The 12,693-nt window shown below is 61.0% G+C and carries 11 protein-coding genes; 1 reads left to right on the forward strand and 10 read right to left on the reverse strand.

Features of this window, described 5'->3' with window-relative positions:
• Positions 1 to 182 precede the first annotated feature (182 nt).
• The gene (locus tag L6R21_11570; GenBank protein MCK6559824.1) at positions 183 to 764 is read left to right on the forward strand and encodes a hypothetical protein; all 582 of its coding nucleotides are present in this window, start codon (positions 183 to 185) and stop codon (positions 762 to 764) included.
• A gap of 234 nt (positions 765 to 998) precedes the next feature.
• Here the strand turns inward: L6R21_11570 and L6R21_11575 are convergent, their stop codons facing one another.
• The 10 genes from L6R21_11575 to L6R21_11620 all read right to left on the reverse strand — a co-directional run bounded on the left by L6R21_11575 (position 999) and on the right by L6R21_11620 (position 12,617).
• Positions 999 to 2,936, reverse strand: coding sequence for a penicillin-binding protein (locus L6R21_11575; protein ID MCK6559825.1), 1,938 nt, complete (start codon positions 2,934 to 2,936; stop codon positions 999 to 1,001).
• Positions 2,914 to 3,771, reverse strand: a complete 858-nt coding sequence (locus L6R21_11580) for a hypothetical protein (GenBank protein MCK6559826.1) — start codon at positions 3,769 to 3,771, stop codon at positions 2,914 to 2,916. Before L6R21_11580 ends, L6R21_11575 begins: the two co-directional genes overlap by 23 nt.
• Positions 3,772 to 3,916: 145 nt before the next feature.
• Positions 3,917 to 4,762 (reverse strand): tetratricopeptide repeat protein, encoded by an 846-nt coding sequence (locus L6R21_11585; GenBank protein MCK6559827.1) that lies wholly within the window; start codon positions 4,760 to 4,762, stop codon positions 3,917 to 3,919.
• Positions 4,762 to 6,612 carry a BatD family protein gene (locus L6R21_11590; protein MCK6559828.1) on the reverse strand — a complete coding sequence of 617 codons (1,851 nt, stop codon included), beginning with the start codon at positions 6,610 to 6,612 and terminating at the stop codon, positions 4,762 to 4,764. The genes L6R21_11585 and L6R21_11590 overlap by 1 nt, the downstream gene beginning before the upstream one ends.
• A gap of 140 nt (positions 6,613 to 6,752) precedes the next feature.
• Positions 6,753 to 7,532, reverse strand: coding sequence for a tetratricopeptide repeat protein (locus L6R21_11595; protein MCK6559829.1), 780 nt, complete (start codon positions 7,530 to 7,532; stop codon positions 6,753 to 6,755).
• A 27-nt stretch (positions 7,533 to 7,559) separates the two neighbouring features.
• Positions 7,560 to 8,651 carry a VWA domain-containing protein gene (locus L6R21_11600; protein ID MCK6559830.1) on the reverse strand — a complete coding sequence of 364 codons (1,092 nt, stop codon included), beginning with the start codon at positions 8,649 to 8,651 and terminating at the stop codon, positions 7,560 to 7,562.
• Positions 8,652 to 8,737: 86 nt separating this feature from the next.
• Positions 8,738 to 9,730, reverse strand: a complete 993-nt coding sequence (locus tag L6R21_11605) for a VWA domain-containing protein (GenBank protein ID MCK6559831.1) — start codon at positions 9,728 to 9,730, stop codon at positions 8,738 to 8,740.
• A gap of 1 nt (position 9,731) precedes the next feature.
• Positions 9,732 to 10,745, reverse strand: coding sequence for a BatD family protein (locus tag L6R21_11610; protein MCK6559832.1), 1,014 nt, complete (start codon positions 10,743 to 10,745; stop codon positions 9,732 to 9,734).
• The gene (locus L6R21_11615) at positions 10,729 to 11,691 is read right to left on the reverse strand and encodes a hypothetical protein (GenBank protein MCK6559833.1); all 963 of its coding nucleotides are present in this window, start codon (positions 11,689 to 11,691) and stop codon (positions 10,729 to 10,731) included. Before L6R21_11615 ends, L6R21_11610 begins: the two co-directional genes overlap by 17 nt.
• A 47-nt stretch (positions 11,692 to 11,738) precedes the next feature.
• The gene (locus tag L6R21_11620; protein MCK6559834.1) at positions 11,739 to 12,617 is read right to left on the reverse strand and encodes a DUF58 domain-containing protein; all 879 of its coding nucleotides are present in this window, start codon (positions 12,615 to 12,617) and stop codon (positions 11,739 to 11,741) included.
• Positions 12,618 to 12,693: the final 76 nt, after the last annotated feature.

A 12,693-nucleotide genomic window follows, 5' to 3' on the forward strand; every position in this document is an offset into this window, starting at 1 on the left:
CGGTTACCGTGAATGCGTGGACCTGCCCCCTTGGCGCATCGCTCCAACCCATGCATTGATTGCTTCGACAGCGACACACGAGGGGGCGGGGCTACAAAAATCTATGGACCCAGTGCACTCGCGTCCCGGCGGGGATGCTGTCCAGCGTCACGCAGCCTTCATCATTACGGAGAGGCCTTCGCATGAGTAAAATGCTCTTGGGGCTGACTTTGCTCGTGGTTGCCGCCGCCAGCAGCTTTGCGCAACCGTGTTTCCGCTACGACCAAAAGAATTCGTGCTCCTCCTACCCTCTCTCCGATTTTGTTGCGAGCGTGCCGCTGCCCGGCGCCAACGGCGCGCCCGCGCGCCACGTGGATTTGGGTACGAGTTTGGGCTGGTTGTTCACGCTAAATGAGAAAACTGCGGTGGGCCCAGCCTTCTTCTTCTCAGCCTATTTGAACGGCGGCTGGCATTCGCAGCTTGGCGCACAAGGCCGCTTACGCTACTGGTTGAATCCCAACCTGCATGTTGATTTCTCGCCGGGCGCAATCCTCCGCGACAGTCCCTATCCCCGCGGATTTGCAGGATACACCGCTGAAATCTCAGCCGGCTATCGCGACTGGGTGAGCCTCGCCGCCCGCGTGGATCGCGTGCGCGTCTATCCGGATGATCATGACACGATTCTGCAGATGGGGATCAAGTTGGGATCATATGCCGGCATGGGATTGACCGCGGTGGGAACAGTCGCAGGCGGGATCGCTTACCTCCTCAGCCAGATCGACTGAGGCTTCGCAAGTAAGATCGGCACTCGCGAAACAGACTTTTCTGCAACGGATTGAAACAATCCAACTGATTCCAGGCTACGCCATCTGCCGGTTTGCTTCGCCTTGAATATTGCCTGCCAATCTTCGCCCATACTCACCTGCCCTGGCGATGGCAGGATCAGGGGCGAGCCCAACACGAGGCAAGATTCAGCATGCTCACAAGAAGACATGCGTGTTTGAAAGCGGAACCTACGCTCAGCGATACATGCCGCCGGCGGCATCTTCCGGCACGATCAGTTGTAATCCGTCCTCCGGTTTGATCACTTCCCAGCCTTTTTCCGGATTCACATAGACGGTCTTCAACCCCGGCGGTATGGTGAAATCGCGCGCCGGATAAAGCGCAGTGGCGCGTTTCATGAAACCGGCCCAGATCGGCACGGCGCCGCGACCGCCATCCACCCCGCGGCCGTCACGCGTGCGCATTTGCGCATCGCGATCGTATCCCACCCAAACCGAAGTGGCCAGCGAAGTGGTGAAGCCGGTGAACCAGGCATCGGTGTACTCCGTACTGGTGCCGGTTTTGCCGGCGACCGGCGCGGTGAAGCCGAGCGCGCGAATGCCGCGGCCGGTGCCGCCTTCGATCACGCCGCGCATCATATCGAGCATTTGATACGTCACGCGCGCATCAAACCGGGTCTCGCCGAAACTGTACTCCCGATCCAGCACCACGCCGTTGACGTCCTCGACGCGCTTGATCAGCACCGGCCGGTGATAAACGCCGTTGTTGGCAATCACGGCATACGCGGCGGCCAGCTCCAGCGGCGACATGCCGGCCGTGCCGAGCGCGAGTGAAATCACTTCATCAATCGGCGTGGAAATGCCCATACGCCGCGCGGTTTCCACGACTTTTGCGGGCGTGACTTCGGCTGTCAACTGCGCTGAAATGACATTGAGCGATTGCATCAGCGCTGCTTTCAGCACCATCTCACCGTGATAGCGGCGATCGAAATTGCGCGGGCGATAGGGCCGGTTGTTGGCATCACGCAGCGTGGTGAGCGTGTCATACACGAGCGTGCGCGGCGTCACCCGCAGTTGCTCGAGCGCCGTCAGATAGACAAACGGTTTGATGCACGAGCCGACGTGGCGGTTCGCTTCCACGGCGCGATTGAACGCCGCGGGCACATAGCGCCGCGCCCCCACCAGCGCCTTGACTTCGCCGGTCGGCACCGCCAGCGCCACCAGCGCCGCCTGCAACGGCAGGCCAGTGGAATCCAGTTCGGCCTCCAATTTGAGCGCGCCGGCTTCGACTTCCTGCTCGGCGATGGCCTGCAGCACGGGATCGAGCGTGGTGTAGATGCGCAAGCCGCCGTATTGCACCGGCTCGCGGCCGTAGCGCGCCTGCGCCTCGCTGATCACATAATCGATGAAATCATTGCCGAACGAGCGCTGTTTGGAAAGGTGAATCGAATCCGCCGCTGCCTGCTGCCGTTGCGCCTCGCTGAGATAACCCTCCTTCGCCATCCGGTAAAGCACCAGCCGCTGCCGCGTCTTGGCGTTGTCAAAATGGGAGAAGGGATTGAGCTTCTGCGGCGAGTTGAGGATGCCGGCGAGCATGGCCGCCTCCGGCACGGTCAGATCAGCAGCGGACTTGTTGAAGTATTGCCGCGCCGCGTCTTCCACGCCGTGCGCCGCGCCGCCAAAATAGACAAGATTACAGTAGGCCTCGAGAATTTCCCGCTTGCTGAACGTCGCTTCGAGCTGCAGGCTGATGAGAATCTCCTTGAGCTTGCGGCCGAAACTTTTTTGAAAGCTGAAAAAGAGGTATTTCGAGAGTTGCTGGGTGATGGTCGAACCGCTCTGCAGCGGATGACCGGTTAAGCTGCGATAGGCGCCGCGCAGCAAACCGAGCTTGTCGATGCCACTGTGCCGGTAAAAGCCGCCGTCTTCCGTGGCGATCACGGCATTGAGAAAATTGGGACTGATCTTGTCGAGCGTGACATAAGTGCGGCCGCCCAGCCGCTGCACCAGCGTGCCGTCGGCGGCGTAGATCTCGGTCGGTCGGGCAAACACCAGGCTGCGCAAATCGCGGGGCAGATAAGGCAGGTCGCTCAGGACCACGAAAAAGATGATCATAGCCGTGAGCAGCAGGCCGGCCGCCGCCAGCATCAGACTATAGAGGATTTTGGCTCGCATGCGCTCCGGCTCGGGCGATGAAATCCATGGTCCATTCTTCCGGCAAATAGTAGATCAGGGCGCGGCCGTCATCGAGCGCGAAGGCGGTCTCCACAAAGCCGGCGGTGCTGCGGTTGGCGAAGCCGACGCGCGCGAGGTGCGTGCTGGGATCGGTCAACACCGGCAACTCTTTGATCATTTCCGCGCGCTCATCATAGAATTTGCGGTCCAGCACTTCGAAGAAATCGGCGGCGCTCAACACCCGGCCGGCGAAGCGCGCCACTTGGCGCACGTCCATCTGCCGCTCCTTGCCGTGATTGACGATCATTTCGAGCTGATCCGCCGGCAGGGAGGTTTGATACAACACCTCGCGATTGGCATCGAGCAGAAACAGATCGAGACGGTCGGGATAGCGGTTGACCGTGACCTGCGCGACGCTGCGCTCGCGGTTGAAGCTGACCATGCTGCCGGTGGGCACCAGCAACGGCCGGAACAGTGCCGGCAGCTCGCGATAGATCAAGCCGAATTGTTCGGGCGGCAGCTCGGTGCGGGCGTTGGAGGCGGTGAAATTCACCAGCTCCTCGAACTTCGAGATGCCGGCGATCAAACTCAACTGCTCGCGCCGCACTTGTGTGATGCGTTCGAGGTTGGTGTTGGCGAGCAGCCGGTTTTGATCCTCCTGCCAACTGCGGCCGATCTTTTCGCGGCCGGGGTTGTGCCACACCAGGTACCGTCCAATCGCGGCCTCGACGATGTTGAAGCCCAACTCGCCGATCACAAACAGCAGCGCGAGCGCGCCGAGCCATAGCCAGGGCGTGCGCACCAGCTTGCGATAGTCCTGTGTAAGTTCCGACATTGCTTTTCAATCATCCCGTGAGAATGAAGCTTTGCGGGCGGATCGAGGAGCAGAAGCCGGCCGGAAGCACCGGCAACGGCAAGGCCCCGATCATGACCCCAATTCCCCTGCTGGCAGACTTGGCGGAATTCCTGCGTGCCGGCATTCAAATCACGCCCACTGCCGCTTGCGGCAGCCAGCCGACTTTGCCATCCGCCAGCCGAATGCGCGCCCAAGTGCCGCTCAGCTCTTGCAATTGCACTTTCGCGCCCTCGTGCAGAATAAAAGCCTCGGTGGCGTCCGCGGCCGGCGAAGTATGCACAATGACGCGTCTCTGCAGCACGATGCCATAACGCGAGGTGCGCTGCTGATAAAGCTGCGCGGCAAAAATCACGGCCAGCACCAGCACGCCCGTAGCCGCGACCCAGGCCAATCGCCGGCCGGCAAGCTGCCAGATTCGCCGGCGGGCGAGAAGATTTGCCGCCAAACCGGCGAACAGGAGAATCCAAAGAATCAGGCCGGCCAGCGCCACTTGCTGAATCGAAAAAAAATTGAGGGCGGTCTGGCCCCAGGCCACGACCAGCGCAACCGGCGGTTGCGGAATGCGATCGATGATCGCGAGATTGGCCAGTTCGAGATTGAAGCGAATATCGTCATTGCGGCGATTGAGGCGCAGCGCCCGCTCATAGTTGAGAATCGCCATGCCGGGCTGCCGCTGCTTGAAGTAGGCATTGCCGAGATTGTAGTAAACCTGCCAGTTTTCCCGGCCGAGCGCGATGATTTTTTCATACGCTGCTGCCGCCTCGGCGTACTGTCCGGCTTGATAATGTTGATTGGCTTGGTTGAACAGGCTGCCGGCTTCATCCGCAGCAACGACGCGCACAAGCCCGAACAGCAGCGCCAGCATTCCGCCGGCCACAAGGCCGCTGCCCTTGCGGTGGCTGACACCTGTCCCGCGGTGCGGCGCAGCCGTCTCGAGACTGCGATCGGAAGGATCGTGCCGGGGAATCATCACAGCGCGTCCTCCAGTTGTTCGAGCACGCCGGCGGCTTGTTGATAGAACTGCTGCATCTCCGCGCCATTGGTGGTGGCCGGTGCAAAGCGTTGATAGTCGCAAGTGTGCAAGCAGTTGAGATAGTCGCTGATCAGCGCCGGCGCGACATTCTTCTCCTTGAGCAACTGTTCGATGTGATCCGTAACCAAACCGGCTTCCGCGACGTTGAGCTTGTTGCCGAGAAATCCCATCAACGCCCGCTGCACCTCGGCGTAGAATCCCTTGCTGTCGTTGGCCTGCAGCCGTTTCTTGGCCGCTTTCAACTGGCGTTGGGCAGCGGCAGCGGCGCGGCGGTTGCGGGCATAGGCGACATTGGTAGCCAGCTTGGCTTGATGGCGCTGCCACACCAGCGCGCCGAGAAAGCCGACAACCGGCAGCCCCAGCAGCGTGAGAAACCACGCGCTGGTATAGTTGACCGCGCCCAGACGCTGCAGCGGCGCCGCGCTGGTGGCGATGAAGCGTATGTCCTGGCCCAGCAGCCGCACGTCCTCTTTCGAGGCGCCGCTCAGCGCGGCGGTGGCATACTCGGTTGTGCCGGGTTCGACCGTGAGGGTGATGGGCTTGGTGCTGGCCGTGACGTATTGTTTTGCGCGCGGATCAAAGTAGGCGAAGGTGATTGGCTTGATCACATGCGTGCCGGCGTAACGCGGCACCATCACATACTCCCAGCTCTTGCTGCCGGTGATCTGCGTATCGCCATGCTCGACGTCTTGCGAAACTTTGGGATCGTAGACTTCAAAATCAGCGGGCAGCTCCGGCGCGGGAGCCGGCAAGGTTTTGATATTGCCCTGCCCGGAGATTTTCACCGTGAGGGTAATGGCTTCGTTCGCTTTCACCGCGGTGCGGTCGACCATCGCACTGAGAGTATAATTGCCCACGACGCCGGCGAATCCCGCGGGCTTGCCAGACGCGGGCAGCGGCAGCACTTCGATTGCCACCGGCCGCGAGGCGATGGTGACGCGCTCGACCGGCGCAAAGATCGGATCATCAAAGAAGCTGTCGAAAATGTCGCGCGGTCGCCGGCGCTGCGCCGCCGTCACCTCGCAATCCAGGCTCATGGCTTCAATCGTGCCGCGGCCCGCGGTCTGGGGAAAGATCGCCGTACGCTTGACCTCGGCGACGAGATAGCGCTGGCCGTTGATGACTTGTTGATAGGTGCGCGGCTGCCGCGGCATGGGGAAATCCTCCACCCAGAAGCCGGTGAAGGTCGGCAACTTGGCATTGCCATAGTTGCGGACGTTGCGGGCAGTGTAGATCTTGAAGGTCACGATCACCGGTTGGTTGACAAAGACTTGCTTGCGGTCGACTTCGGCGCGCAGAAAAAGGCTGCCATCCGCGGTGACATTCGGATCCGCCTGCGGCGCCGGCGCGCCGGGAGCAGAAGGCTGGCCGCCGGCTGCCGGCAAAATTTCGATGCGTATTGGATCGCTGCGATAAGCCTGGCCGCCGGCTTCAACCTCCACCGGGCCGATCGCGAAGGATCCGCTGGCAATGGCAATGAAAGTGTAATGATAGGTGTGCGAGGACGACATGCGGCCGTTGACGATCTGAATGCTCTGCGAGCTGCTGGTGCCGGCGAGGCGCGCAAAGCTCTCCATCTCCGGCAAGTTCGGTTGTCCGGCATTGCCGCCCGTGACTTCAACGCTGAGCGTGAAATCTTCATTCAGGCCGATGCGGGTGCGATCGACCGTCGCCGTCACCGTGACTTGCGCAAGGCCGGCAGAAGCATAGGCAACACCGAGCATCACCAAGAGAAAGATCGATCTGGCGACCGCGGCCGGAGCTTTTCCCCGTGTGCCAGCCAGCATCGCTTCACCTGCGCGCCGGCCTGAGAAGCAGAGATCCCGGCGTGCCGAAACGCTGCGGCCTGATCTCACGCGTGGTGGCGCGGCGTTTCCCGCCAAGCTGACGGAGTTGTGCCGCCACGTATTTCTTGCTGCCATTCTCATCACCAATCCTTCTCCACCCGCACCCGCCCGCGCGCCTTGATCTGGCGCTGCTTCTGCGCGTCCTTCTCCTGCTTCTGCAGGGCCTCCAGCAGGCGCTCCGCCTCTTCTTTGCTCAATTTTTGTTCTTTGCCCTGGGCCGCCTGCTGCTGATTCTCCTGCTGCTCGCCGGAGGATTGCTGCTGCTGCTCTGCTTGTTGCTCGGCCTGCTGCTGTTGTTCCTCCTGACCCTGTTGCTTCTGCTCGTCTTGATTCTGCTGCCCTTGCTGCTGTTCCTGCTGTTGTTGCTGTTGCTGTTGCTGCTGCTGCTGCTGTGGCTCCTTTTGCGCGTGTTGCTTCAGCTTGGCCCGCACATACTCCAAATTGTATTTTGCGTCTTCGTCGTTGGGATTCAGCTTCAGAGCCTGTTGATAGGCGAGGATGCTCTCCGGCCACTTGTTCAAGCGATAGAGCGTGTTGCCCATGTTGTAATAGCCCTGCGCCTGCAACTCAGGATTGTCGCTTTTTTGAATCGCCTCCTGATAAGCCTTGAGCGCTTCTTCATAGTTGCGCTTTTGATAAAGCGCATCGCCGATATTGAACTTCACGATCGGCGAAGCCGGATTGTCGATTTCCGCATCGCGATAGTGATCGTTGGCTTCGTCGTATTTGCCTTCGGCATAGCGGCGATTGCCCTCCTGCACCTGTTTGCGGCCGGCGCCCTGCGCGTGCAGCAGGGCCGGCACCAAACTCAGCAGCAACAGCAGCGGCACGCAGCGATTCTTGCACGGATTCATTTTCATTCTGGGTTCTAAAACCAAGTGTTGGCCTCAGGCCGCCGTAACCGGCTGGCCGGGCCTGCCATCCCGTTCCTCCGCAGTCAGCGGCGAAACCAGCCGGCCGCGCCATTCCGTTCTGCCTTTGCGGCGCTCGGAAAGCAACAACTCCACCAGCAACAGCGCCAGCCCGAGGATCAACACATATTGAAAGCGTTCTTCATAGTGGGAAAACTTCAAAGAGGCCAGCTCTTTCTTCTCCATCCGCGCGATTTCCTCGTAGATGCGATCAAGCTCGGCCTCGCCCGAGGAGGCGCGATGATACTTGCCGCCGGTCTGCAGCGCGATTTTTTCCAGAGTCAATTCATCCAGCTTGGTGACGACCACTTCACCGCCGCGGCTGCGCTTGAACTCGCCGGTGCGGTTGCCCTGTGTATCGACCACGGGAATGGGCACCCCCTTGGCCGAGCCGATGCCGACGGTGTAAATCACCACGCCCTGGCGTTCTGCCTCTTCCGCCATGGCCATGGTGTCTTCGTCGTGGCTTTCGCCGTCGGTGATCAGAATCAGTACCTTGTACTGCCGCTCGGTGTTCTCGAAGCTTTGCAGCGCCAATTGAATGGCCTTGCCCAGCGCCGTGCCCGGCGTGGGAATCAGTCCGGGCTCGAGCACATCGAGAAAGATTTTGGCGGCGCCATAGTCGAGCGTGAGCGGGCACTGCACAAAGGCCTCGCCGGCAAAGGCAATCAGCCCGATGCGGTCGCCCTGCAGCTTGTCGATGAACGAGGCGACTTCATGCCGCGCCTTGGCCAGGCGGTTGGGCGGCACATCTTCCGCGTACATGGATTCGGAAACATCGATGGCGACCATGACGTCCACGCCTTCGCGTTTGACCTCCTCCAATGCCGTGCCCACCTGCGGCCGCGCCAGCGCCAGAATCATGAATCCCAGTGCCAGCAGCAACAACACCTGTTTCCACACCCGTCGCTTGCGGCTGTAGGCCGGCATGAGCTGTTGGAGCAGCAGCAAATTGCCGAAACGCACCAGCGCCGCCCGCCGCCACCGTTGCACGAGATAAAAAAATACGAGCAGCAGCGGCAGAGCGAGCAGCAGATACAAAACCGTGTCGTTGGCAAAACGAATCATGTCACCTCGTCACCAACTCTCTCATGTGGATCATGCGCAGCGCAACGGCCTCCGGCCGGCAGGTTCCGGCAGCGCCGCGGCGCCCCTCAGGGTATCTTGCGAAACACCGTGCCGGCCAGCACCACCTCGATGAACACCAAACCGAGCGCCAGCGCCAGCCAGTGCACGAACAGCTCGCGATAGCGGGTGAATTGCTTGACCTCGACTTTGGTTTTTTCAAGCTGGTCGATCTCCGCAAAGATTTTCTCCAGACTCTGGCGGTCAGTGGCGCGGAAATATTTGCCTTTGGTCAGCTCCGCGATTTTCGTGAGCATGGCCTCGTCGATTTCCACCGGCATGGGCACGTAGCGCTTGCCGAAAATTGGATCCTGCACGGGATAGAGCGCCTGGCCGCGCGTGCCGACACCGATGGTGTAGAAGCGAATGTTGAACGCCTGCGCCAGCCGCGCCGCCGTGAGCGGATCGATCTCCCCGGCGTTGTTGATTCCGTCGGTGAGCAGGATCACGACTTTGCTCTTGGCTTTGCTGTTGCGCAGTCGGTCGACCGCGGTGGCCATGCCCAGCCCAATGGCGGTGCCATCGTCGATCAAACCGACATCCACTTTCTTCAAGAAATTGATCAGAATACCGTAGTCCAGCGTCAGTGGACATTGCGTGAAGCTGCGCGCGGCAAACACCACCATGCCGATGCGGTCGCTGCTGCGGCCGGTGATGAACTGCTCGGCCACCAGCTTCGCCGCTTCAATACGGTTCTTCGGCCGGAAGTCCTCTGCCAGCATGCTGCTGGAAACATCGAGCGCCAATACGATGTCGATGCCCTCGGTGGTGATTTCCTCCTCGGTCTGCCCGCTCTGCGGCCGCGCCAGCGCCACGATCACCAAGCCAATTGCCAGCCAGCGCAAACCGAAGAGCAGGTGCCGCGAGGAATAGCGCGAACGCTGCGGCAAGGACTTCATCAAATCGAGATTGGAGTAGCGCAGCGTGGCCGTGCGGCGCTGATAGCTGCGGACATGCCACCAGGCCAGCAGCGGCAGCAACAACAGGAGAAAGAGAAACTCAGGATGCGCGAAAGTCAGCATCTCAACCTGCCTCCGCCGGCACGGGCTCGAGTTTGCCTGCCGGCACCGCGGCGGCGGCTTCCGCAGGGGCGGGCGCCGGCTTGGTCAACTGCACGAAAGTCTGAGCGGCGGCCAGCAGGCGTTCATGCTGCTCCGCCGGCGGAATGAACTTGGCAAACTTCACCAAATCGCTTTGCTCCAAAAGCTGACGCAAAAGGTCGAGTGCCTGCGGTTCGAGGTCGACGCGCTCGAAATGTTCCAGCACTTCGAACGTAGTCATCTCCAGCGCTTCGACGCGATAGCGGCCTTCGAGGTAGCGCCGAACGATTTCCGACAGAGTGCTGTAGAAGAGTTTGATCTCGCCCGCCGCCAGCAAACCGCTGTCGCGCAGGTCGGCCAGCGCCGCCAGCGCTTCCTCATGCGCCGGTCGCGGCGGGGTGACGCGCTCCGGCAGCAAGCCCTTGCCCTGGCGCCGGCGCCACCAGTAATACCCGCCGGCGGCGAGCAGCAACACGCCGGCGACGATCGCGCCGATCAGAATCACCCGGCGCCAGTCGCGCGGCAGTTCCCACGGCGCTTTGATCTCGCGAATGTCGCCCGCCTCACTCGGCCGCAGCGAAGCCACGTAGAGATCGAGTTTTTCGGTGCGTAAAATCTGCCACACGGAATCCGGCGGCTGGCGATATTGCAGCGTCAGCGGCGGAATCTCGAAACGGCCGGTGTCGAAAGTCGAAATCGTATAAGCGGCTTCCTCGATGACAGCACCACCTTCCCGCCGCGCCTCCGGCGTTTGATAGCCGCGAATCTCGAAGCCGCCGAGATTGGCGGCCGGGCCGGGCCAGCGCACCTCGACGTTCGGCGGCCGCCGCAGCCGCACGCTGTATTGCACGGTGTCGCCGATGGTCAACCGGGATTTGCTGACGCGCGATTCGATCGTGACCGCAGGCCCCGTCTGCGAACTGCCGTTGCCGGCGCACAGCAGCAGTGCGCCAAGCACGGCGAGCAGCAGCGCCCGGCCGTTATTGCACTTTGTCATCGTAGATCACGACTCCTTCAGCACGCATCATGCGCTCGACCAGGCGATCGTAAGCCTCCTGCTGTTTCGCGCGCACGTAATCCTGCATCACGCGATTGCGCACTTCCTGAAATGCCGGCGGCGCCGTTGCGCCGGTGGAATCAGCGGGAGCGTAGCGGTCGAGATTGGCGCGATAGTACAACTCGAGATCGCTTTCCTGAAAATCAACCTTCTGCGCGACTTCCTCCTGCAGCAGCTTTTGCACCATGAAGTTCTTCTTCGCCTGAAAGGCGGCGTCGATCACCTCCTGATCGCGCTCCAGGCCCTTGCGCTTGGCGGTGCCGTACAACAACTCGGTGGCAATGTATTGCCGCAGGAACTCCAGCCGGTCGTTGCGGTTCTTGATTTGCGCCAGCACGAAGGGCGGCAGATTCTTGATTTCGAATTCGAGATCGCCGGAGGTGATTTCACGGTTGCCGATTTTGGCCACCACTTCGCCCGGCCGCTTCTTCGTCACCTGCGCGGTGTCGAGCAGCGTGCTCTCTGCCAGCGCCTGCTGGGCATCGGCCGAGCGCTGCAAGCGCTCGAGACATTCAATGATGCGGCGGCCGGCATCATCCACCAGGCCGCTGCGCGGATAAAGCTCCTTCACGCGCAGATAGTAAGCCAGCGCCGATTCATAATTGCGCAGCCGGTCGAAATAGATGTTGGCGATGGTGAAGCTGAGGTTGGCCTGCTCTTCCTCATCGAGCGGGTAATTCTCCAGATACCGCTGGTACTCCGCCACCGCCTGCTGATACAGCTCGCGGTTGTAGAGAATGTTGGCAAAATCGCGAACCTTTTCGCCGGGCAGATTCTGCTTCTGCTCCTGCTTGCAGCCCGGCGCCAAGATCACCAGCGCCGCGAGCACGCCGAGACGGCCAACAGCCCTCGGCAGGTTCGCCAGCATGCTTCTGAAAGTGCTCATCTTGAAGGTATCCCACAAGTGATGCTGCCGGTCATGAAATCATGGCCTCAGCGAAAACGTTTCGCCCGCATCTTGAAAAACCGCACCAGCGGCTCGATGTAGGGTTGATTGGTGCGCACCTCCACGGGATCGACTTTGGAGGAGCGCAGGGTTTTCTCCCGCAGCAGACCGCGCCGCGCCGCTTCCCGCGCAAAGGCCTGGCGGTTGGCGGCATGCGCCGTGTCGAGCAGAAAGAGTTCGCCGGTTTCGGCATCCTCTAATTCCACCAAACCGACGTTGGGAAACTCCAGTTCGCGCGGATCGGTCACCGGAATGGCAACGAGATCATGGCGCTTGCTGGCCACGCGCAGCGCCTTTTCATAGCCCGCGGAAAGGAAATCCGAAACCAGAAACACCACCGCCTTGCGCCGGATGACGCGATTGAGATACTCCAGCGCCGCCGCGATGTCGGTGCCGGTGCCCTCGGGCTGGTGATAAAGAATCTCGCGCAGCACGCGCAACACGTGGCTGCGACCTTTCTTCGGCGGCACGAATTTCTCGATGCGATCGGTGAAAATGATCAAGCCCACTTTGTCGTTGTTCTTGATCGCGGAGAACGCCAGCAGCGCGCAAATCTCCGCGGCGAGATCACCCTTCATTTGCTCATGCGTGCCGAAGTTGCCGGACGAGCTGACGTCAACCAGCAACATCACCGTCAGCTCGCGCTCCTCGTCAAAGACTTTCACGTAGGGATGGCCGGCGCGCGCCGTAACGTTCCAGTCAATGTTGCGAATGTCATCGCCATAGGTATACTCACGCACCTCGGAGAACTCCATGCCGCGGCCCTTGAACACGGAATGATATTCGCCGCTGAACACGTCATTGACCAGCGCCCGCGTCGTGATTTCGAGACGGCGGACTTTTTTGAGAATTTCTTTTGGAATCATGGCTCGATTGGCCGGAGCTGCAGTTGCAGTTTCGCCTTCCTGCCCGCGCTGCCGCCCGCCGGCAACGCGCGCACCG

The sequence above is a fragment of the bacterium genome (assembly GCA_023150945.1).
Taxonomy (GTDB): Bacteria; Zhuqueibacterota; Zhuqueibacteria; order Zhuqueibacterales; family Zhuqueibacteraceae; genus Coneutiohabitans.

What these genes read in the sequence shown, in the direction of transcription:
- L6R21_11570 (MCK6559824.1), top strand. Translation starts at nt 183, where the DNA reads ATGAGTAAAATGCTCTTGGGGCTGACTTTGCTCGTGGTTGCCGCCGCC.
- L6R21_11595 (MCK6559829.1), bottom strand. Translation starts at nt 7,532, where the DNA reads ATGAAAATGAATCCGTGCAAGAATCGCTGCGTGCCGCTGCTGTTGCTG.
- L6R21_11585 (MCK6559827.1), bottom strand. Translation starts at nt 4,762, where the DNA reads ATGATTCCCCGGCACGATCCTTCCGATCGCAGTCTCGAGACGGCTGCG.
- L6R21_11605 (MCK6559831.1), bottom strand. Translation starts at nt 9,730, where the DNA reads ATGCTGACTTTCGCGCATCCTGAGTTTCTCTTTCTCCTGTTGTTGCTG.
- L6R21_11615 (MCK6559833.1), bottom strand. Translation starts at nt 11,691, where the DNA reads ATGAGCACTTTCAGAAGCATGCTGGCGAACCTGCCGAGGGCTGTTGGC.
- L6R21_11610 (MCK6559832.1), bottom strand. Translation starts at nt 10,745, where the DNA reads ATGACAAAGTGCAATAACGGCCGGGCGCTGCTGCTCGCCGTGCTTGGC.
- L6R21_11575 (MCK6559825.1), bottom strand. Translation starts at nt 2,936, where the DNA reads ATGCGAGCCAAAATCCTCTATAGTCTGATGCTGGCGGCGGCCGGCCTG.
- L6R21_11590 (MCK6559828.1), bottom strand. Translation starts at nt 6,612, where the DNA reads ATGCTGGCTGGCACACGGGGAAAAGCTCCGGCCGCGGTCGCCAGATCG.
- L6R21_11600 (MCK6559830.1), bottom strand. Translation starts at nt 8,651, where the DNA reads ATGATTCGTTTTGCCAACGACACGGTTTTGTATCTGCTGCTCGCTCTG.
- L6R21_11620 (MCK6559834.1), bottom strand. Translation starts at nt 12,617, where the DNA reads ATGATTCCAAAAGAAATTCTCAAAAAAGTCCGCCGTCTCGAAATCACG.
- L6R21_11580 (MCK6559826.1), bottom strand. Translation starts at nt 3,771, where the DNA reads ATGTCGGAACTTACACAGGACTATCGCAAGCTGGTGCGCACGCCCTGG.